At 74.6% G+C, this 18,428-nt stretch carries 19 protein-coding genes and 1 pseudogene; 9 read left to right on the top strand and 11 right to left on the bottom strand.

Features of this window, described 5'->3' with window-relative positions:
• Positions 1-4 precede the first annotated feature (4 nt).
• Positions 5-748 (bottom strand): PIG-L deacetylase family protein, encoded by a 744-nt coding sequence (locus IF06_RS0126660; protein WP_013286054.1) that lies wholly within the window; start codon positions 746-748, stop codon positions 5-7.
• Positions 749-933: 185 nt separating this feature from the next.
• On the opposite strand from IF06_RS0126660, the pseudogene IF06_RS32330 reads away from it, so the two are divergent.
• Both IF06_RS32330 and IF06_RS0126650 read left to right on the top strand, forming a co-directional pair.
• Positions 934-1,154: pseudogene (locus IF06_RS32330) on the top strand (hypothetical protein); the annotation flags it as partial.
• A 6-nt stretch (positions 1,155-1,160) separates the two neighbouring features.
• Positions 1,161-2,438, top strand: a complete 1,278-nt coding sequence (locus IF06_RS0126650) for a cupin domain-containing protein (RefSeq protein WP_030274262.1) — start codon at positions 1,161-1,163, stop codon at positions 2,436-2,438.
• Positions 2,439-2,508: 70 nt separating this feature from the next.
• Here the strand turns inward: IF06_RS0126650 and IF06_RS0126645 are convergent, their stop codons facing one another.
• From IF06_RS0126645 to IF06_RS0126625, 5 genes are all read right to left on the bottom strand, one after another.
• Complete coding sequence (locus tag IF06_RS0126645) at positions 2,509-3,180, bottom strand: hypothetical protein (RefSeq protein ID WP_013286057.1); 672 nt, start codon at positions 3,178-3,180, stop codon at positions 2,509-2,511.
• Positions 3,177-5,849 carry an FtsK/SpoIIIE domain-containing protein gene (locus IF06_RS0126640; protein ID WP_030274260.1) on the bottom strand — a complete coding sequence of 891 codons (2,673 nt, stop codon included), beginning with the start codon at positions 5,847-5,849 and terminating at the stop codon, positions 3,177-3,179. Before IF06_RS0126640 ends, IF06_RS0126645 begins: the two co-directional genes overlap by 4 nt.
• Positions 5,842-6,720 (bottom strand): hypothetical protein, encoded by an 879-nt coding sequence (locus IF06_RS0126635; RefSeq protein ID WP_013286059.1) that lies wholly within the window; start codon positions 6,718-6,720, stop codon positions 5,842-5,844. The genes IF06_RS0126640 and IF06_RS0126635 overlap by 8 nt, the downstream gene beginning before the upstream one ends.
• Before the next feature lie 8 nt (positions 6,721-6,728).
• Positions 6,729-6,989 carry a hypothetical protein gene (locus IF06_RS0126630; RefSeq protein ID WP_013286060.1) on the bottom strand — a complete coding sequence of 87 codons (261 nt, stop codon included), beginning with the start codon at positions 6,987-6,989 and terminating at the stop codon, positions 6,729-6,731.
• Between the two features lie 176 nt (positions 6,990-7,165).
• Positions 7,166-7,543: a hypothetical protein gene (locus tag IF06_RS0126625; RefSeq protein ID WP_013286061.1), complete on the bottom strand. Its 378-nt coding sequence runs from the start codon at positions 7,541-7,543 to the stop codon at positions 7,166-7,168.
• Positions 7,544-7,655: 112 nt separating this feature from the next.
• On the opposite strand from IF06_RS0126625, the gene IF06_RS0126620 reads away from it, so the two are divergent.
• From IF06_RS0126620 to IF06_RS0126610, 3 genes are all read left to right on the top strand, one after another.
• Positions 7,656-10,205: an ATP-dependent Clp protease ATP-binding subunit gene (locus IF06_RS0126620; protein ID WP_013286062.1), complete on the top strand. Its 2,550-nt coding sequence runs from the start codon at positions 7,656-7,658 to the stop codon at positions 10,203-10,205.
• A 62-nt stretch (positions 10,206-10,267) separates the two neighbouring features.
• On the top strand, positions 10,268-10,438 hold the full coding sequence (locus IF06_RS34030) for a hypothetical protein (RefSeq protein ID WP_013286063.1): 171 nt from the start codon (positions 10,268-10,270) through the stop codon (positions 10,436-10,438).
• The gene (locus tag IF06_RS0126610) at positions 10,438-10,788 is read left to right on the top strand and encodes a DUF3140 domain-containing protein (protein ID WP_013286064.1); all 351 of its coding nucleotides are present in this window, start codon (positions 10,438-10,440) and stop codon (positions 10,786-10,788) included. Before IF06_RS34030 ends, IF06_RS0126610 begins: the two co-directional genes overlap by 1 nt.
• A gap of 47 nt (positions 10,789-10,835) precedes the next feature.
• On the opposite strand, the gene IF06_RS0126605 is transcribed toward IF06_RS0126610, so the two are convergent.
• Genes IF06_RS0126605 through IF06_RS0126595 form a run of 3 tightly spaced genes read right to left on the bottom strand, consistent with a single transcriptional unit; the run spans position 10,836 to position 12,744 of the window.
• Positions 10,836-11,072, bottom strand: coding sequence for a hypothetical protein (locus IF06_RS0126605; RefSeq protein WP_013286065.1), 237 nt, complete (start codon positions 11,070-11,072; stop codon positions 10,836-10,838).
• A 20-nt stretch (positions 11,073-11,092) separates the two neighbouring features.
• Entirely contained in the window at positions 11,093-12,079 is a 987-nt protein-coding gene (locus tag IF06_RS0126600; protein WP_013286066.1) for a LysR family transcriptional regulator, read from the bottom strand.
• A gap of 47 nt (positions 12,080-12,126) precedes the next feature.
• Positions 12,127-12,744, bottom strand: coding sequence for a hemerythrin domain-containing protein (locus IF06_RS0126595; RefSeq protein ID WP_013476979.1), 618 nt, complete (start codon positions 12,742-12,744; stop codon positions 12,127-12,129).
• A 127-nt stretch (positions 12,745-12,871) separates the two neighbouring features.
• On the opposite strand from IF06_RS0126595, the gene IF06_RS0126590 reads away from it, so the two are divergent.
• Positions 12,872-14,200, top strand: a complete 1,329-nt coding sequence (locus IF06_RS0126590; protein ID WP_013286068.1) for a M20/M25/M40 family metallo-hydrolase — start codon at positions 12,872-12,874, stop codon at positions 14,198-14,200.
• A 61-nt stretch (positions 14,201-14,261) separates the two neighbouring features.
• The gene (locus IF06_RS0126585) at positions 14,262-14,915 is read left to right on the top strand and encodes a hypothetical protein (RefSeq protein ID WP_013286069.1); all 654 of its coding nucleotides are present in this window, start codon (positions 14,262-14,264) and stop codon (positions 14,913-14,915) included.
• Between the two features lie 57 nt (positions 14,916-14,972).
• On the opposite strand, the gene IF06_RS0126580 is transcribed toward IF06_RS0126585, so the two are convergent.
• Both IF06_RS0126580 and IF06_RS0126575 read right to left on the bottom strand, forming a co-directional pair.
• Positions 14,973-15,164 carry a DUF5703 family protein gene (locus tag IF06_RS0126580; protein WP_030274256.1) on the bottom strand — a complete coding sequence of 64 codons (192 nt, stop codon included), beginning with the start codon at positions 15,162-15,164 and terminating at the stop codon, positions 14,973-14,975.
• A gap of 70 nt (positions 15,165-15,234) precedes the next feature.
• Positions 15,235-16,203, bottom strand: a complete 969-nt coding sequence (locus IF06_RS0126575) for an aldo/keto reductase (RefSeq protein ID WP_013286071.1) — start codon at positions 16,201-16,203, stop codon at positions 15,235-15,237.
• Between the two features lie 164 nt (positions 16,204-16,367).
• Between IF06_RS0126575 and IF06_RS0126570 the strand changes: the two genes are divergently transcribed.
• Together IF06_RS0126570 and IF06_RS0126565 are read left to right on the top strand one after the other, a co-directional pair.
• Complete coding sequence (locus tag IF06_RS0126570) at positions 16,368-17,420, top strand: LLM class F420-dependent oxidoreductase (protein WP_013286072.1); 1,053 nt, start codon at positions 16,368-16,370, stop codon at positions 17,418-17,420.
• Positions 17,417-18,253: an undecaprenyl-diphosphate phosphatase gene (locus IF06_RS0126565; protein WP_013286073.1), complete on the top strand. Its 837-nt coding sequence runs from the start codon at positions 17,417-17,419 to the stop codon at positions 18,251-18,253. The genes IF06_RS0126570 and IF06_RS0126565 overlap by 4 nt, the downstream gene beginning before the upstream one ends.
• The last annotated feature ends 175 nt before the right edge of the window (positions 18,254-18,428 follow it).

The following is an 18,428-nucleotide window of genomic DNA, read 5'->3' as shown; positions in this document are numbered from 1 at the left end:
CGCCCTAGTGAAGGTTGATCTGGAAGACCTCGAACGTGGCGCCGAACCGCGTGCCGAGCCGGCTGCCGGCCGGCCGGGCCATGCCCTCCAGGAACTCCTCGGCGTCGAAGCCGCCGTCGCCGAGCCCGCTCAGGTACGCCCCGTGCGCCCGCAGCGACGCCACGCCCCGGTCGAAGGTGCCGGTCACGTCCACCCCGTGCCGTGCCGCCGGCGATCCGGCCGCCCACACCTCACGCACCCGCGACCACGGCTGCGTGCCGTCGGTGAGCTGCTCCGGGAAGATCCACCGGTTGCCGGCGTCGCGGACCGCGTCCAGCGTGGCCCGGCCGCAGGCGATGTGGTCGGCCTGGTTCAGCGCGTACGCCCCGTCCCACGTCTCCCGGAAGTTGTTGGTCAGCACCACGTCCGGCCGGTGCCGGCGCACCACGGCGGCGATGGCCCGGCGCAGCGGCACGCCGTACTCCAGCAGCCCGTCGGGTAGGCCGAGGAACTCGACCTCCGACACCCCGACCACGGCGGCGGAGGCCCGCTGCTCCTCCTCGCGCACCACCCGGGCGCGTTCCGGCGTCATCCCGTCGATGCCCGCCTCGCCGCTGGTGAGCAGGCAGTACACGACCTCCTTGCCCTGCCCGGTCCAGCGCGCCACCGCGGCGGCGGCGCCGAACTCCAGGTCGTCGGGGTGGGCCACCACTGCGAGCGCCCGCTGCCAGTCCTCGGTCAGCGGGGTGAGCGGCTCCGGCTGCGTCACGTGCGTCTCCTCGCGTCGTCCTCCCGCCATCCTGGCATCCACCCGTCCCGGCCGCTTGCCCCGCGAACCGTCCGTACGGCGGCGTAAGGGCGTCTACGGTGTGGTTAGAGAAGATCGGGCGTGGGGTACCACCCGCTGCACACGGACCCCGGCACCACGCGGGGCGGCACACCGAGGGAGCACCCATGGCATTGAACGACGACGACATCCAGAGCAGCGGCGGCAGCGGCCTGGAGGGCCCGGCCGAGGTCAGCACGACGGTGGCGCGGACGGCGGCGCGGAGGGTCCTGCTGACGGCGGCGCGACTCCGGGTCAGCACGACGGTGGCGCGGACGGCGGCGCCGAGGGTCCGGCCGACGGCGGCGCGACCCCCGGCCAGCGCGACGGCGGCGCCGACGGCAGCGCCTGACACATGAGCACCACGCACGTCGACCCGCCGGGTGGCCACGGCCGCCCGGCGGTTCCGTTCTCCGCGACCGAGGCGCTGGCCCGGTGCGTGGCGGTGGAGCCGGCCAAGTTCGCCGCCGACCACTGGGGGCGCAGCCCGCTGCTGTCCCGCGCCGCCGAACTGCCCAACCCCGACGGCTTCACCGACCTGCTCAGCCCCGCCGACGCCGACGAGCTGCTCAGCCGCCGCGGTCTGCGTACCCCGTTCCTGCGGGTGGCCAAGGACGGCCAGCTCGTGCCGGCGGCGCGGTTCACCGGCGGCGGCGGCGCGGGCGCCGAGATCGGCGACCAGGTCCTCGACGAGAAGGTGCTGGCGCTGTACGCCGACGGCGCGACGCTGGTGTTGCAGGGCCTGCACCGCACCTGGCCGGCGATCGTCGACTTCGCCCGCGACCTGGGCACCGCGCTGGCCCAGCCGTTGCAGGTGAACGCCTACCTGACGCCGGCCGGCAGCCAGGGCTTCGCCACCCACTACGACACGCACGACGTGTTCGTGCTCCAGGTGGACGGGCGCAAGCACTGGCGGATCCACCCGCCGGTGCTGGCCGACCCGCTGGAGCGCCAGCCCTGGGGCGGCCGGGCCGACGAGGTGTCCGCGACCGCCGAGGGCCGCCCCGAACTGGACGTGGTGCTCGAACCGGGCGACGCGCTCTACCTGCCGCGCGGCTGGCTGCACAGCGCCCAGGCGCAGGAGTCCAGCTCGTTGCACCTGACAGTGGGCATCCGGGCGCTGACCCGGTACGCGGTGGTCGAGGAGCTGCTCGCCCTCGCCGCCGAGGACGCGCGGCTGCGCGCGAGCCTGCCGTTCGGTCTCGACCTGGCCGACCCGGACGCGATCGAGCCGGAGCTGACCGAGACCGTCGAGGCGCTGCGCGACTGGCTGCTGCGGGCCGACCCGGCGGCGGTGGCCGGCCGGCTGCGTGCCCGGGTCTGGCCGGCCGCCCGCCCGGCGCCGATCCGGCCGCTGGCCCAGGCGCAGGCACTGGCCCGGCTGACAGCGGACAGCGAGGTCGCGGTGCGTGGGGGGCTGCGCTGGCAGCTCACCCCGGCCGCCGACGGACGGGTCACGCTGCGCGTGCCGGACCGGACGCTCACGCTCCCCGGCACCTGCGAGGCGGCGCTGCGCGCGCTGCTCACCGGCGAGGTCACAAGGGTCGGCGACCTCCCCGGCCTCGACGACGACGCCGACCGCCTGACACTGACCCGCCGCCTGCTCAAGGAGGCCGTCCTGACCCCCGCCTGACGGGCGCGATCATGAGGTCGACCGGCGGCGCGACGGCGTGTCGCGCCGCCGACTCCATGATCGCCGGCGGTCAGCGGGTGTATGTCGCAGTGAGCAGGAGCAGCGTCGTCACCAGGCCGGATACGGCCACCACGATCATCGGGCGCGGGGTCAGCACCGCGTGGCGGCGGTCGGCCAGCAGCCGGGCGGGCGCCAGCCCGATCACCGGGCCGAGCAGCGTCACCACCAGCGCCAGCACCGGCAGGCCCACCGCCAGGTCGCCGCTGGCACCGGCGGCCAGCGCGCGCGCAGCCACCCCCAGGGCGTACGCCACCAGCGCCCCGCCGATCCCGCACGCGACCAGCAGCGGGTTCACCGAGCCGGGCAGCTCGCCCGGCGCCCCGGTGCGGTCCAGCAGCTCCCGGACCGCCCGCAGCAGCGGCACCGGGTCACCGGCGGCGCCGCGTACCGGGCCGGGCGGGTCACCGAGCCGCCGGGCGCCCACACCGAGCCGGGCCCGCAACTGCGTCCACAGGTGAGTGACCTCGCCGTCGACGCGCTCCACCATCCGGGACGCCTCGGCCACCTCCGCCTCGGCCTGCCGCACCTGCTCGGCGGCCTCGGCGACCGCCCGGTCCGCGGCGGCCACCTGCTGGGCGTACCAGGTGTGCGCCTCGGCCCGCTGGGCGGACACCCGGGAGGTCAGCTCGGCGAGCCGGCGGATCTGCGCGTTGTACGTCTCACTGGCAACCGGTTCGTTCATCGGGACGGACCATAAGGGATGATCACCTGTCCGGTGCGGTGCACCGCGCGGTCGAAGTAGAGACCGCGCCACGGCCGGGGATACCAGTCCGGCCCGCCGCTGCCCGGGTAGAGCGAGGAGCCCAGCTCACCGCCCTGCACGTCCAGCGCCACCCAGGCGCCGATCTGGTCGGTGCGCGCGCCCGCGCCGCCCAGGTCGACGCGCATCCGGGCCACGCCGCGCCACCACGCCAGCACGTGCGTACGCCGCTCCGGCCCGTCGTGCAGGATCCGGCGCAACTGCTCCAGCCCGGTGCGCGTCCCGGCCTTGCCGGCGAGCGCCGCGGCGGCCGCGTCCACCGCGTACAGCAGCAGGAAGTGCGGGGTACGCGCCGCACCCGGCGCGCCGAGTCCGTCGCCCACCTCGGCCATCAGCTCCGGCACCGTCTCCTCGTCGTACCAGGAAGCGTCGCCTTCCAGGTCCTCGTACAGGGCGCGGGCGGCCGGGTCGGCGTCCGGGTCCAGGCAGGCGATGGAGAACCGGGCGGTGCCGGGCCGGTACTGCCGGGCCAGCGACCGGGCGGCGGCGTCGAGCACCGCGCACGCCTCGTCCACCCGGGTGCCGAGCACCGCCAGGTTGCGGCCGGGAGCGCGGGGCAGCCGCAGCGCCGCCGAGCGGGACTGCACGTCGATGATCTCGCCGAGCAGCGCCACCGGGCTGCGGGGCACGCCCTGCTCCGGCGCGGTCAGCGCGCGGAAGTCCGGCGCGTCGGCCAGCTTCGGGATCGCGTCGCCGTCGAACAGCCGGGCCGGCGCGGCGTCCTGCGGGCGCATCCGCCACAGCCGGTGCTGAAGCTCGCTCCACGTCTCCCAGTCGCTCGCCGACGGGATCCGGGCCACCTCGTTCCCCTCGGCCAGGCCCGACTCGGCGTTGATCACCGCGTGGTGGCGGGGCAGCGACTGCGCCGCGTCGTTGCGCTCGGCCAGGATGCGCAGCGCCTTCGGCAGCGCGATCCGCAGCGTGAACTGGGCGACCAGCGCGGGCCGCCCCCACAGCGCCTCGATGCCGCGCACGTCCTGCGAGGCCAGCACCAGGTGGATGCCCTGCGACCGGCCCCGCCGGGCCAGGTCCTCCAGCAGGTCGGCGGCCTCCCGGGCGACCACGTCCCGGCCGGCGAGCAGCGCCTGGAACTCGTCGACCACCGCGACGATGCGCGGCCAGTGCCCGTCCGGGTCCACCGCGCGCAGCTCGGCCAGCTTGGTGACCTCGTGCTTCTTCGCGGCGTCGGCGCGCCGGCGCAGCTCCTCGGCGAGGAAGCGCAGCAGCGCCAGGCCGAACTCCCGGTCGGTGTTGACGTTGATGCCGACCAGCCGCATGTGCGGCAGCCAGCTCGGGTCGCGGCGGCCCTGCGCGAACCGGGCGAAGGACACGCCCTCCTTGAAGTCGAGCAGATAGAACTCCAGCTCGGCGGGGGAGTAGCGGGCGGCGAGCGCGCCGATCCAGGCGAAGATCAGGTTCGTCTTGCCGGTGCCCGACGGGCCGCCGATCAACGCGTGCGGCGGGTAGTCGCCGAGCGTGAGCAGCACCTGCCGCCCGTGCGGGCCCTCGCCGATCGGGGCGCTGAGCCCGTGCGCCGAGTCCTCCCGCCAGTACTCGTCCGGCGGCGGGAGCAGGTCGGTGAACGGCGTCGGCGGCGGGCCGGCGGCCACCCGGGAGGCGACGGTGCGGCAGGTCTCGGTGACCAGGGCGGGCGGCGGCGGCGCGTCGAGCACCACCGGCAGCCCGGCCACCCGGGCGTCGTCCGGCTCCACCGTGATCCGGGTGACGGTCGGGTCGTCGGGCAGCTCGATGCCGCGGACCACCAGGTGCACGCCGCAGGCCGCACCGGTACGCACCACCCGGTCGAGCTGGCCGCGCTCGTGCCGGGACAGCTCGTCGCCGCCGAGCAGCACCGCCACCCGCCACGGCTCCGGCCGGCGTCCGGTGGCGGCGGCCAGCTCGCGCAGCGAGCCGTACTCACCGGCGAGCACCGTGGCGTTGATCCGGCGGATCTGCTCCACCAGGTCGTCCAGCAGGCGGCCCAGCCCGCCCGGCCCGACGAACGTGAGCAGCCCGGCCGTACCCAGCGGCGCGAATCCGGCCAGACCGCCGCCCAGGTGCTCCGGGTCGTACCCGTACAGCCGCACCGCGCCCGGGTCGGCCCGCCCGACCGAGCGCAGCAGCAGCGCGGGGACCACGGCGGCGAGCCCGTCCCGGTCGCCGCCGGCCAGGTGCGCGTGCCCGGCGTCCAGGAGCGGGACCAGCGCCGGCACCGGTTCGGCGCCGTCGAGGCGTACCGTGCCGACCCGCAACGCGCCGGGCGGCTCGGACCGGCCGGCGGGGGTGGCCTGCCAGCGGTCCCAGGGCGCGGACGCCGCGCCCGGCGCCTCCCGCTGTGCCGCGGCGGCGGCCCGCCGGGCCAACTCGGCGAGGCGGGCCGTGTGCCGGGCGTCGATCTCGGCCAGGCGCCGGTCGCGGGCGGCGCCCACCCGGGCGGGCACGGCCGCGGCGGCCCGGCGGGTACGCGCCAGCCGCTCCCGGCTCGCGGTCAGCTCGGCCTCGGCGGCGGTGAGCCGGGTACGGGTGGCGCCCAGGGCCTCGGAGAGCATCCCCCGGACCCGCGTCACCAGTTGAGCGCGGACGTCAGCCACGGGACGGCTCCCGATCGTCGTTGTCCTTGGGCAGGTCCCGGCCGAGCCGGTCGAGCAGCACCCCGGTGAGCACACCCGCGGTGACCGCCGGGTCGGCCGCGTGCGGCTGCTCCGCGTCGTCGTCGCGGCGCGGTGGGGGCATCCGGCACACCCGGGTCAGCAGCGTGTCCAGCACCGGCCGCGGCAGCCCGGGCAGCAGGTCGCGGACCCGGGAGTCCAGCGCGCCGCGCAGCCGGGGCAGGTCGTCCGCACGGGGCGGATGGCCGAGCAGCTCACCGGCCAGCTCGCGCAGCAGCGGCGGGGTGATCGCGGCCAGCCCCAGCCCCACGTCGGCGTGCGCCCGGCGCAGCTCGCGGTGCAGCCGGTCCCGGTCACCGGAGCGGATCCCGGCGACCACCCGGCGCAGCAGCTCGTGGGAGTCCTCGACGCGTTCGTCCGGCTCGTCCGGCGCGCCCTCCCGGCCGCCGGTCAGCTCCGCCACCCGCACCGCCCACCAGCGCCGTACCGCCGGCTGCTCACCCGGCTCGGCGGCCGGGCCGGCCGCGGGCGGCTCCTCGCCGCGCGGCGTGTCGTGCTTCGGCGGCCGCTCGCCCGGCGGCGCCGGCCGCGCCCCGTCCGGCGCCAGCCCGATCGCGGCCAGGTACGCGGTGAGCTGCTCCTGCGCCACGCGCAGCGCGTAGCCGGCGGTCTCGGCGTGCTCGGTGGCCGAGGACAGCTCCGGTACCCCCATCGGGTCGGACGACTCCTGGCGCACCCAGCGCAGCCGCTCCTGCGCCTGACCGAGCTTCTCCAGCGCGGCGGCGAGCTGCGCCAGCGGCAGTTCCTCGGCGGCGGCGCGCACCTGCGCGCCGATGTCCTCGACTATGGACACGGCCGGCCTCAGAGCGTCGCGACGTAGAGCTGTGCCTGTTCCACCGCGACCAGTGTCGCGGCCAGACACTCCTCCAGTTCCTGGCCCGCCTGTGTCAGCGAGGCCTGGGCCGCCTCGACCGTCTCGTGACCGCTGCCCTCCAGCGCGCCGGCCAGCGTCTGCTGCGCCTCGGCCAGCTTCTCGCCGGCTGCCTGCACCGCTGTCTGGCCGTCACCGATCTGCTGGAGAGCGACATCGATGGCGGCCTTCAGCTCGGCGACGCTCGCCACGGGGACCTCCTGGGGGCGGAAGAGATCTCCATTACAACCCATCGGAACGGGTGGACGAACATCCACCCTCGCGTGGTTGCGGCCCTCGTGTCCGGTTCCCGCGTTGACGTGCGCGAAGACCCCGGCCGGCGGTCCCGCCGGCGGACGCCGTGGTCCCGCTCGCGGGACCGGCCGGGCTAAGGGCGCAGCCAGCGCGGGCCGCGTACCTCCGCGCCCAGCGCGGTCACCCGCTCGCGCAGCTCCCGGTCGGCGGTGACCACCACCCGCCGCCGATCCGGTGCCGCGGCGACCAGCTCGACCATCGTGTCGTCGCCGGAGCCGGGCGCGGAGACCACCTCCACGCCGGGCGCGGGTGCCACGTGCCGGGCCGCGCCCTCCACCACCAGCACCACCTGCACCGGTGGCGGCAGCTCCGGCGGCACGCCCGCCTCGCCGACGGGCGCCAGCGCGTCGCGCAGCCGGACCGCCGCGCCGGCCCGGTCGCGCCACCAGCCGTCCGGGCGCGAGCCCACCACGTTCGCGCCGTCCACGATCAGCAGCGGTCTGCTCTCCATGCTCCCCAGCCTGCCATCCGGTCGCGTTTGTCGCGCCGACCGCCGGGTAGCCACCGCCGACCGTGCCGCGCGTGCCGGGTGCCGGTCGTGCCGACTGACTGCGGAGGACGAGATGATGGGACCGGGTGACTTCGGCAACGACCCCTGGGACGAGTTCCTGGCCCGATACTTCGGCCGGGGCGAGGGGGGACGCCGGCCGGCGCACCGGGTCGACATCACGCGCCTGATGACCGCCGACGCCCGGGAGATGCTCGCCGACGCGGCCCGCCGCGCCGCCCAGAAGCACAGCAACGACCTGGACACCGACCACCTGCTCTGGGCGGCGTTGCAGCGCGAGCCGTTGCGTGACCTGGTCCGCCGGGCCGGCGCCGACCCGGACGCGCTGCTGGGCGCGCTGGGCGGGCGCGGTGAGGGCGCACCGCGCGGCGAGGTGCCGCCGAACCTGTCGCTGACCCCGGCCGCGAAGCGGGCGCTGCTGGACGCGCACCAGCTGTCCCGCGCCATGGGCGCCAACTACATCGGTCCCGAGCACATCCTGATGGCGTTGCCGCTGAACCCCGAGTCGCCGGCCGGCCGGATGCTCGCCGCCGGCCGGATCCAGCCCGAATCGTTGCAGGCGGCCAGCGCCGAGCGCGGCGCGGCGAACGCCCCGCGCCCGGACCGGGGCACCCCGACGCTCGACCAGTACGGCCAGGACCTCACCGAGCTGGCCCGGATGGACCAGATCGACCCGGTGATCGGCCGGGCCGACGAGATCGAGCAGGCGGTGGAGATCCTGTCCCGGCGGACCAAGAACAACCCGGTGCTGATCGGTGAGGCCGGTGTCGGCAAGACCGCGATCGTGGAGGGCCTGGCCGAGCGGATCTGTGACGGCGATGTGCCGCAGACGCTGATCGGCAAGCGGGTGATCCAGCTCGATCTGTCCGGCCTGGTCGCCGGCACCCGCTACCGGGGTGACTTCGAGGAGCGCCTGAAGAAGGTGATCGACGAGATCCGCGCCCACCGCGAGGAGCTGATCATCTTCCTGGACGAGATCCACACGCTGGTCGGCGCGGGCGGCGCCGGCAGCGAGGGCGGAATGGACGCGTCGAACATGCTCAAGCCCGCCCTGGCGCGCGGCGAGCTGCGGGTGATCGGCGCGACCACGCTCGACGAGTACCGGCGCAGCATCGAGAAGGACGCCGCACTGGCCCGCCGGTTCCAGCCGGTGCTGGTGCCCGAGCCGACGGTCGACGACACCATCGCGATCCTGCGCGGCCTGCGCGACCGGTACGAGGCGCACCACCAGGTCCGGTTCACCGACGAGGCGCTGATCGCCGCCGGTGAGCTGTCCGACCGGTACGTCACCGACCGGTTCCTGCCGGACAAGGCGATCGACCTGATCGACCAGGCCGGCGCGCGGGTGCGGCTGCGCACCCGTACCCCCGCCGAGGACGTGCGCGAGCTGGAGCAGCAGCTCGACGAGACGCGCCGGGACAAGGAGCAGGCGGTCTCCGACGAGCAGTACGAGCGGGCCTCCGCGCTGCGCGACCGGCTCGCCGAACTGGAGGACCAGGTCCGCCGCGCCCGCGGCGACGAGGGCCCCAGCCACGTGCCCGAGGTGGGGCCGACGGAGATCGCCGAGGTGGTCTCCCGGGCCACCGGCATCCCGGTCACCCAGCTCACCGAGGAGGAACGCGACCGGCTGCTGCGCCTGGAGGGGCACCTGCACGAGAAGATCATCGGCCAGGACGACGCGGTCAGCGCCGTCGCCGAGGCGGTACGCCGCTCCCGCACCGGGCTGGCCGACCCGGACCGGCCGATGGGCAGCTTCCTGTTCCTCGGCCCGACCGGCGTCGGCAAGACCGAGCTGGCCCGCGCGCTCGCCGAGGCGCTGTTCGGCGAGGCGGACCGGATGGTCCGGGTGGACATGAGCGAGTTCCAGGAACGGCACACGGTCAGCCGGCTGGTCGGCGCCCCGCCCGGGTACGTCGGCTACGAGGAGGCCGGTCAGCTCACCGAGGCGGTCCGCCGCCGCCCGTACGCGGTGGTGCTGCTCGACGAGATCGAGAAGGCGCACCCGGACGTGTTCAACATCCTGCTCCAGGTGCTCGACGACGGCCGGCTCACCGACAGCCAGGGCCGCACCGTGAACTTCAAGAACACCGTCCTGATCATGACCAGCAACCTCGGCTCGGAGCTGATCACCGGCACCCAGCGCACCGTCGGCTTCGCCACCGGCGGGCCCGGCGAGCAGGAGAGCGACGAACTGCGGGAGCGGCTGATGCGCCGGCTCCAGGAGAACTTCCGCCCGGAGTTCCTCAACCGCATCGACGAGGTGATCATTTTTCAGCGGCTGGAGGCCGAGCAGCTCCGCCAGATCACCGGGCTGCTGCTGGAGGAGACCCGCCGCCGCATGCACGCCCAGGACATCCAGGTCGACTTCAGTACGGCGGGCGTCGACTGGCTCGCCGAGCACGGCTACCAGCCGGAGTTCGGCGCCCGGCCGCTGCGCCGGGTGATCCAGCGCGAGGTCGACAACCGGCTGTCCCGGATGCTGCTGGAGAACGAGGTCTCACCGGGGCAGAAAGTCACCGTCGACACCCGTGACGACCAGCTCGTCTTCGACGTCGCCGCCGGTGAGCGGGGCTACACGCCGGCCACCACGTCCCATCCCCGATGACCGGCCGGGGCCCGTCCCGGCCGGGCCGGGACGGGCCGTCACCGAAGGACCGGAGGGCGGACATGACCGAACCCGAGGAAGTCCCCGACGACGACACCGGGGCCGGTGAACCGATCGAGGCGGCCCCGACGGCGAACCCGTCCCGGGTCCGGGTGCCGCCGGAGGGTCTGAAGCAGCACACACCGAACGAGGGCGAGCCGGCACCCGGGCCGCCGCCGGGAGAGGAGGCGTGATGGTACGCGAGGCGCGACTCGACCCCGAGGTCGAGGTGATCTGGGACGACTTCCACGCCGAGGTGAACGTGTCCTCCGAGACGCTGCGGCAGTGGCTGCTGACCCGCGGCTCGGGAGAGGAGGCGTTCGGTCCGGGCCCGGACCTGGACCTGCCCGAGCCGGGCCGACAGATCCTCGCCGTGCTGCGCAAGCGCAAGGTGGACCTCACGCCGGAGGACATCGAGGTGATGCGGGAGGCGATCAGCCGGATCCGGGAGCTGACCGCGCAGCGGCCACGCCGGGGCAACGCCGACGACGAGTGGCGCCACGCCCTGCTCGACCTCGGTCACGACGTACTCGTCGAACGCTGAGCCGGTGCGGCGGCGCCCGGGCGGACCACCCGCCCGGGCGCCGCCCGCTACTCCGACTCCAGGCTGGGCAGCCGCAGCCCGGCCGCGTCCGCCGCGGCCTGCCGGTCGGCCCGGGCGCGTTCCTCGCGGCTGAGCAGGTTGGCGTACTCGGTCACGTCGGCCGGCCCCGGCACCTCCGGCAACCGGCGCAGGAACGCCTCCACCTCGGCGGCGGCGGTGGTGTGCGCGGTGGCCGCCTGGCGCAGCAGCTCCCGCTGGTCGGCGGCCGGATACAGATCAGTCATGTCGCCGGTGATACCCGGGTTCAGGCGATTCGCACCCCGCCCGAGCCGTTGGGCTGCACGCCGAACTCCGGGTGCGCCAGCAGCCAGCCCAGGTATTCCGGATGGTTCGCCAGCGCGTCCGTGTACGCGGCGACGGCCGCCGCCAGCACCGGCTCGGCCACCGCCGCGGCCGGCACGTCCGGATGCCAGCCCAGCAGCAGCCGCCAGCGCAGCGGCGTGCCGGCGAGCCTGCGGGTGACCAGCCCGGCCACCGGACGGAACGTGGCCTGGCACAACGCCACCGCCTCGCCCGCGTCCACCAGGTCCAGCGCGGCCCGCACGTCCGCCTCGTACACCTTCTTCGGGGTGAAGCCGGAGCGGGCGCAGGCGGCGGCGAAGCAGTCGCCGAAGCAGCCGTCGCCCGGCGCGGCCACCCACCGCTCGCGCCGCAGGTCGACCAGGTCGACGTCGGCGCGGCCGGCCAGCGGGTGGGTCTGCGGCAGCAGCACGCAGATCGGCTCGACCGCCACCTCCCGCCAGCTCAGCCCGAACCCGGCCGACGGCGTCGAGTCGCCGCACACCCCGGTCAGCGCGAAGTCGAGCCGGCCACCGGCCACCATCTGCGCGAGTTCGTCCACCGACCACGAGCCGTACGTGGTGATCTGCGCGTCCGGACGCTCGGCGGCCAGCCGGTGCACCAGCCGGCCCAGGATCGGGCTGTTCACGCCGCCGAAGCGGTACCGGCGCAGCGGATCGCCCGCACCGGCCATCCGGGCCGCCTCGTCCCGCAGGCCCTTCATCGCCGGCAGCAGCACCCGCGCCCGGTCCAGCACCAGCTCACCCAGCGCGGTCGGGCGGGCGCCGCGGCGGTCCCGTTCGAACAACGGCCCGCCCAGCGCCCGTTCGATCCGCTGAAGCTGGGCGGTCAGCGCCGGCTGGGCCAGGCCGAGCGCCGAAGCGGCCTTGGTGACGCTCCCCGTCTCCGCGATCGCGCAGACCACACGCAGGTGTCGCAGCTCCAGATCCATACCGTGACGGTAGGACCACGAACCGATACACGGAAGGGGCGATCGGCTCACCCCTCGCGGCGATGTTCCAGGTCGCTCAGCCGCGTACGCCGTCCGGTGACCGCGTCGCGCACCTTGTCCAGCACCCCGACCGCCGGTTCGACGATCTTGTTCCAGGGCGGCGTGGCGGGCGTGCCGGGGTGCGGACGGGTCGGCGCCGCCTCCTCCGCGATCTCCCACCGGTTGCCCAGCCGGATCAGCTCGGCGTCGCTGGCCACCTCCCGCAGCGGCGTGACCAGCGCCGCGACGCGGCTGACGTGCCGGCGTACCCGCTCGGCCACGTCGGCGACCGCCGGGTCGTCCGCGCCGGACAGCTCCTTGAGCGCGGTCAGCAGCCCGGCGTCCGCCTCGATCTCCCGCTCGACCAGCTCCGCGGCGTCCGGCACGGCGGCGCGGGCCGCCGGGAACAGGTACTGCTCCTCGGCGGACAGGTGCCGGGACACCGCAGCGGTCAGGACGTCGAGCACCTCGCGCCGGCCGGCGGCGTCCAGCGTCGGGTCGGTGACCCGGTCGGCCAGCCCCAGCAGCACCCGGTGCTCGGTGTCCACGAGTTCGGCGACGCTGCGCCCACCCGGCCGGTACGTGTCGTCGGCGGCGGGCGGCAGCGGCGGCAGGGGGACGGTCATGGTGCCCTCCTCGTGACGGCCGGAGTCGATGTCCGGGCGGTCCGGCGGTACCCGGCCGGACGATCCGCGAAACCGCCGCCCGACACCGGCGGCCCGCGACCACCTCACCTGCTGGTATAAGGAAGCGATGACGAGCGACGCCGCCCCCGCCCGACCCGACGCCACCGACGAGGTCGTGGACCTCTGCCGCGACCTGCTGCGCATCGACACCACCAACACCGGCGACAACGACACCAGCGCGGGGGAGCGGCGCGCCGCCGAGTACGTGGCGGAGAAGCTCGCCGAGGTCGGCGTCGACGCCGAGATCCACGAATCCGCGCCCGGCCGGGCCAACCTGGTCGCCCGGATCCCCGGCACCGAGCCCGGCCGCGACGCGCTGCTGGTGCACGGCCACCTCGACGTGGTGCCCGCCGACCCGGACGAGTGGTCGGTGCACCCCTTCTCCGGCGAGATCCGCGACGGCTACCTGTGGGGCCGCGGCGCGATCGACATGAAGGACTTCGACGCGATGGTGCTCGCCGTGGTCCGCGACTGGCAGCGCACCGGCGTCCGCCCCCGGCGCGACGTCGTGCTCGCGTTCACCGCCGACGAGGAAGCCGGCAGCGACTACGGCGCGCACTTCCTCACCCGGCGCCACCGGGACCTGTTCGACGGCTGCACCGAGGCGATCGGCGAGGTCGGCGGCTTCTCCTACTCCGTCGACGAGCAGCGCCGCCTCTACCTCATCGAGACCGCCGAGAAGGGCATCGACTGGCTGCGCCTGCACGCCAAGGGCCGGCCCGGCCACGGCTCGATGGTGCACGACGACAACGCCGTCACCGCGCTCGCCGAGGCGGTCGCCCGGATCGGCCGGCACCGCTTCCCGGTCGTGATGACCGACACCGTACGAGCGTTCCTCGCCGAGGTCTCCGACGTGCTCGGCATCGAGATCGACCCGGACGACCCGGAGACCGCGATCGCCAAGCTCGGCCCGATCGCCAACATCATCGGCGCGACCGTCCGCAACACCGCCAACCCGACCCGCCTGGCCGCCGGCTACAAGGACAACGTCATCCCCGGCCGGGCCACCGCCACCATCGACTGCCGCAGCCTGCCCGGCCAGAGCGAGGAACTGGAGCGGCAGCTGCGCGAGCTGGTCGGGCCAGACATCGCCATCGAGTACGTCCAGCGCCAGCCGGCCCTGGAGACCACGTTCGACGGTGACCTGGTGGCGCACATGTCGGAGGCGCTGCGCGCCGAGGACCCGGGCGCGCACCCCGTGCCGTACATGCTCTCCGGCGGCACCGACGCCAAGGCGTTCTCCCAGCTCGGCATCCGCTGCTTCGGGTTCGCGCCGCTGCGGCTGCCCGCCGACCTCAATTTCTCCGGCCTGTTCCACGGCATCGACGAGCGGGTTCCGCTGGACGGACTACAGTTCGGCGTGCGGGTTCTGGACCGCTTCCTCCGTACCTGCTGACCGCGCCCGCCGCGGCGCCGCCGGCGCGGAACCTCCCCCCATCGCGAAGGGACTGCCACACATGACCGACCAGCACGGTGAGCTGGACGCCGCCCTCGAGCGGGTGATCGACGCGGCCCGCGCCCACCTGGCCGCCGTCCGGGCCGCCCAGGGCCGGATCGACGACGACGCCGTCTGGCAGGCGTACGTCGCGTTGAACAACGCCTCGTTCGCCTACGACGAGCAGCTGCTCGACGCGTTCGGCGAGGTGACGCCCTGGGACGTGGAGTCGATCGACCCGGACGAGGCCGACGAGCGCTTCGGCGCCGTCGAGGGCGGCGAGCCCACCGACCCGCACCCGCGGGTCATCTCGGTGCGGCAGCGGCGCGACTACCGGGTGCCCAGCGTCGCCGCGCTGCTGCGCGCGGCCGAGGCGGCCCGCCGGGAGGGCACCCCGGAGGAGGACGAGCCGGCGCCGGTGGAGGGCGTCGGCGAGGCGGTGCTGGAGCTGCTGCAGAGCGGCGACGGTTCGCTGTCCGCGCTCGACGTGCCGGAGCTGGAGCCGCTGGACGGTGTGGTGATGGTCAGCGAGGTCGGCACCCCCGTCGACCTGGAGTCGTTCGACGACGACGACCCGGTCGGCCCGTTCCAGCCGGCCGCCGACGACCGGCTGGTCGGCCGGCTCGACGAGCACCCGTTCATGGAGCTCGACGAGGAGCACGACCACGCGCACTAGGCCGTGCGCGTCCCCGGGGCGGCGCCGCGTCGCGCGGCCCCGGGGACGGGCCCCTCGTCAGTACGACAGACCCGGCTGCGACTGGTTGACCAGGCGGCGCCGAAGCACCACCTGCCGCGTGCCGTCCCGGTAGAGCCGCACCCGGGCCAGCTCCCAGCCGGAGAACTCGGCCTGGATCGCCAGCTGCGCCGCGGCGGTCAGCCGATCGACGTTCGAGGGCAACCGCAGCGGCGCGTATTCGTAGTCCATGCCCCTATGCTGCCCAGGTGGCGGGCCCTCCGCCACCCCCTGCGGGTGACCCGGATCGCCCTCGTACGGCTCACCCGTCGCGCTCCGGATAGCCCACCGGCACCGCCGACACGTCGTCCAGCGCCGTGACGATCTCCTCCGGCAGCGTCATCCGCTCCACCTGCAACGCGCCGAGCAGCTGCCCGACGGTGCGGGCGCCCAGGATCGGCGCGGTCACGCCCGGCCGGTCCCGCACCCAGGCCAGCGCCACCTCCAGCGGCGACACGCCGAGCCCGCCGGCCGCGATGGCGACCGCCTCCACGATGCTGGAGCAGCGCGGCTCCAGGTACGTCGCGACGAACCGCTCGAAGTGCGGCGACACCGCCCGCGAGTCGGCCGGGCGGCCGTTGCGGTACTTGCCGGTGAGCACGCCCCGGCCCAGCGGCGACCAGGGCAGCACGCCCAGCCCCATCCCGGCGCAGGCGGGCAGCACCTCCCGCTCCACGCCGCGCTCCAGCAGTGAGTACTCCACCTGCGCGGCGACCACCGGGGCGCGCCCCGGCCAGGCGGCCTGCCAGGCGGCGGCCCGGGCGGTCTGCCAGCCGGAGAAGTTCGACACACCCACGTAGCGGGCCTTCCCGCTGGACACCGCGTGGTCCAGCGCCGAGAGCGTCTCCTCCAGCGGGGTGTCCGGGTCGTACCCGTGCACCTGCCACAGGTCGACGTGATCGGTGCCCAGCCGGCGCAGCGAGGCGTCCAGCGTACGCAGCAGGTGACCGCGCGATCCGTCCCGGCGGCGGCTGCCCGGCCGCAGGCCCGCCTTGGTGGCGATCAGCAGCTCGTCGCGGTCCACCAGGCTGCCCAGCAGCGAGCCGATCACCGACTCGGCGTCGCCGTCGGCGTACACGTCGGCGGTGTCGACGAGGTTGCCGCCCGCGTCGAGGTAGCTCTTCAGCTGGGCGGCCGCGTCGTCGGCGTCGGTGTCCCGTCCCCAGGTCATGGTGCCGAGCGCGAGCCGCGATACCGCCAGCCCGCTTCGGCCGAGCGGTCGCTGTTGCATGCGTGAACCTTATTTCGAACCCGGCGTCACGGATATCCTCGCCGCAGTCAACTTCCCGCGCGAGCTCCACCCGGTGTGACATGTTCGGGGCGAGCCGGACGTCGAGGGCGCCACGCTCATTGCGTAACCTGATGCGACCTGTGGTGCGGACGGTGGGAGGATCAGTGCGACTCGGGCTCAACCTCGGATACCAGACGGCGTGGAGCACGCCCTTCGACCACCTGGCGCTGGCCCAGGAGGCGGACCGGCTCGGCTACTCGGTGGTCTGGGCCGCGGAGGCGTACGGCTCGGACTCGCCGAGCATGCTGGCCTGGATCGCCGGTCAGACGGAGCGCATCGACGTGGGCTCCGCGGTCATGCAGATCCCGGCCCGTACCCCCGCCATGACCGCGATGACCGCCGCGACCATCGACACGCTCTCCGGCGGCCGGTTCCGGCTCGGCCTGGGCGTGTCCGGCCCGCAGGTCTCCGAGGGCTGGCACGGCGTGCGGTTCGCCAAGCCGCTGGCCCGCACCCGGGAGTACGTCGACATCGTCAAGCTGGCGGTGGCCCGCAAGGAGGTCGCGTACGACGGCGAGCACTACACGCTGCCGCTGCCCGACGGCCCCGGCAAGGCGCTGCGGCTGGGCTTCCACCCGCCGCGCGACCACATCCCGATCTACCTGGCCGCAGTCGGCCCGAAGAACCTGGAACTGGCCGGCGAGATCGCCGACGGCTGGCTGGCCGTCTTCTACTCACCGGAGTTCGCCGAGGAGCACCTCGCCTCGGTACGCGCCGGGCGCGCGGCGGCGGGCAAGGAACTGGCCGGCTTCGACGTGGTGCCGTCCGTGCCGGTCGTGGTCGGCGACGACATCGCCACCTGCGCCGAGCTGGTGCGCTGGTACGCCGCGCTGTACGTGGGCGGCATGGGCAGCCGCAAGCAGAACTTCTACAACCAGCTCGCCACCCGGATGGGCTACGGCGACGCCGCCCGCGAGGTCCAGGACCTCTACCTGGCCAAGCGGCAGCGCGACGCGGCCGCCGCCGTACCGATGGAGTTCATCGACCGCACCTCGCTGCTCGGCCCGAAGGAGCGCATCGCCGAGCGGATGCGGGAGTACGCCGCCGCCGGCGTGACCACGCTGTCGGTGTCGCTGTTCGTGGCCGACCGGGACAGCGGGGTGCAGACCCTGCGTACCGTCGCCGAGGCGCTGGAGCTGTCCGGAGTCGGCGAGTGACCTGGATCGAGGCCATCGTCCTGGGCCTGGTCCAGGGACTGACCGAGTTCCTTCCGGTGTCCTCGTCGGGGCACCTGCGGATCACCTCGGCCCTGTTCTTCGGCCGGGACGCGGGCGCGTCGTTCACCGCGGTGACCCAGCTCGGCACCGAGGCCGCCGTCCTGATCTACTTCGCCAAGGACATCTGGCGGATCGTCCGGACCTGGTTCGTCGGCCTGGTCGACCGTTCGGTGCGGTCGAGCCTCGACTACCGGATGGGCTGGTACGTCATCGTCGGCACCATCCCGATCGGCATCTTCGGGCTGATCTTCAAGGACCAGATCCGCACCGCCGGCCGGAACCTCTGGCTGATCTCCTGCACGCTGATCATCGGTGCGATGCTGCTGGCCTTCGCCGAGTACTGGGGCCGGCAGACCCGTACGCTGGAGAACTTCCGGATGCGCGACGGCGTCATCATGGGCTTCGCCCAGGCCGCGGCGCTGGTCCCCGGCGTCTCCCGCTCGGGCGGCACCCTGACCGCGGGCCTGCTGCTCAACCTCACCCGGGAGACCGCGGCCCGCTACTCGTTCCTGCTGGCGATCCCGGCCGTGGTGATCTCCGGCGTGTTCAGCCTCCCGGACGTCTTCGAGCCGTCCGCGCCGGGCACCGCCGCGCCGAGCGTGGCGCAGATGGTGATCGCGACGCTCATCGCGTTCGCCGTCGGCTACGCGGCCATCGCGTGGCTGCTGCGCTACGTCGCACACCACACGCTGTACGTCTTCGTGCTGTACCGGGTGGCGCTGGGCAGCCTGGTGATCTGCCTGCTGGCGACCGGCACGATCAGCGCGACCTGACGCTGTCTCCTGGCACGCGGAAAGGCCGGCACCCCGTTGGTTCGGGGTGCCGGCCTTCAGCTTGGTCTCACTTGTTGTCTTAGCTGTTCCAGTGCTGGGCGACGAGGTCGGCGGCCTGCTGCTCCCACTGGGCGTAGTGGTCCGGGTAGGCCGACACCTGGACGGTCTGGGCGGC

Origin of the sequence: Micromonospora globosa (genome assembly GCF_000717585.1) — a bacterium.
In the GTDB taxonomy this organism is placed as follows: domain Bacteria; phylum Actinomycetota; class Actinomycetes; order Mycobacteriales; family Micromonosporaceae; genus Micromonospora; species Micromonospora aurantiaca.
Note: the sequence above shows the minus strand (reverse complement) of the source record. Positions and strands in the feature narration are given on the sequence as shown.

What these genes read in the sequence shown, in the direction of transcription:
- IF06_RS0126650 (WP_030274262.1), top strand. Translation starts at nt 1,161, where the DNA reads ATGAGCACCACGCACGTCGACCCGCCGGGTGGCCACGGCCGCCCGGCG.
- IF06_RS0126645 (WP_013286057.1), bottom strand. Translation starts at nt 3,180, where the DNA reads ATGAACGAACCGGTTGCCAGTGAGACGTACAACGCGCAGATCCGCCGG.
- IF06_RS0126625 (WP_013286061.1), bottom strand. Translation starts at nt 7,543, where the DNA reads ATGGAGAGCAGACCGCTGCTGATCGTGGACGGCGCGAACGTGGTGGGC.
- IF06_RS0126620 (WP_013286062.1), top strand. Translation starts at nt 7,656, where the DNA reads ATGATGGGACCGGGTGACTTCGGCAACGACCCCTGGGACGAGTTCCTG.
- IF06_RS34030 (WP_013286063.1), top strand. Translation starts at nt 10,268, where the DNA reads ATGACCGAACCCGAGGAAGTCCCCGACGACGACACCGGGGCCGGTGAA.
- IF06_RS0126610 (WP_013286064.1), top strand. Translation starts at nt 10,438, where the DNA reads ATGGTACGCGAGGCGCGACTCGACCCCGAGGTCGAGGTGATCTGGGAC.
- IF06_RS0126605 (WP_013286065.1), bottom strand. Translation starts at nt 11,072, where the DNA reads ATGACTGATCTGTATCCGGCCGCCGACCAGCGGGAGCTGCTGCGCCAG.
- IF06_RS0126600 (WP_013286066.1), bottom strand. Translation starts at nt 12,079, where the DNA reads ATGGATCTGGAGCTGCGACACCTGCGTGTGGTCTGCGCGATCGCGGAG.
- IF06_RS0126595 (WP_013476979.1), bottom strand. Translation starts at nt 12,744, where the DNA reads ATGACCGTCCCCCTGCCGCCGCTGCCGCCCGCCGCCGACGACACGTAC.
- IF06_RS0126590 (WP_013286068.1), top strand. Translation starts at nt 12,872, where the DNA reads ATGACGAGCGACGCCGCCCCCGCCCGACCCGACGCCACCGACGAGGTC.
- IF06_RS0126585 (WP_013286069.1), top strand. Translation starts at nt 14,262, where the DNA reads ATGACCGACCAGCACGGTGAGCTGGACGCCGCCCTCGAGCGGGTGATC.
- IF06_RS0126580 (WP_030274256.1), bottom strand. Translation starts at nt 15,164, where the DNA reads ATGGACTACGAATACGCGCCGCTGCGGTTGCCCTCGAACGTCGATCGG.
- IF06_RS0126575 (WP_013286071.1), bottom strand. Translation starts at nt 16,203, where the DNA reads ATGCAACAGCGACCGCTCGGCCGAAGCGGGCTGGCGGTATCGCGGCTC.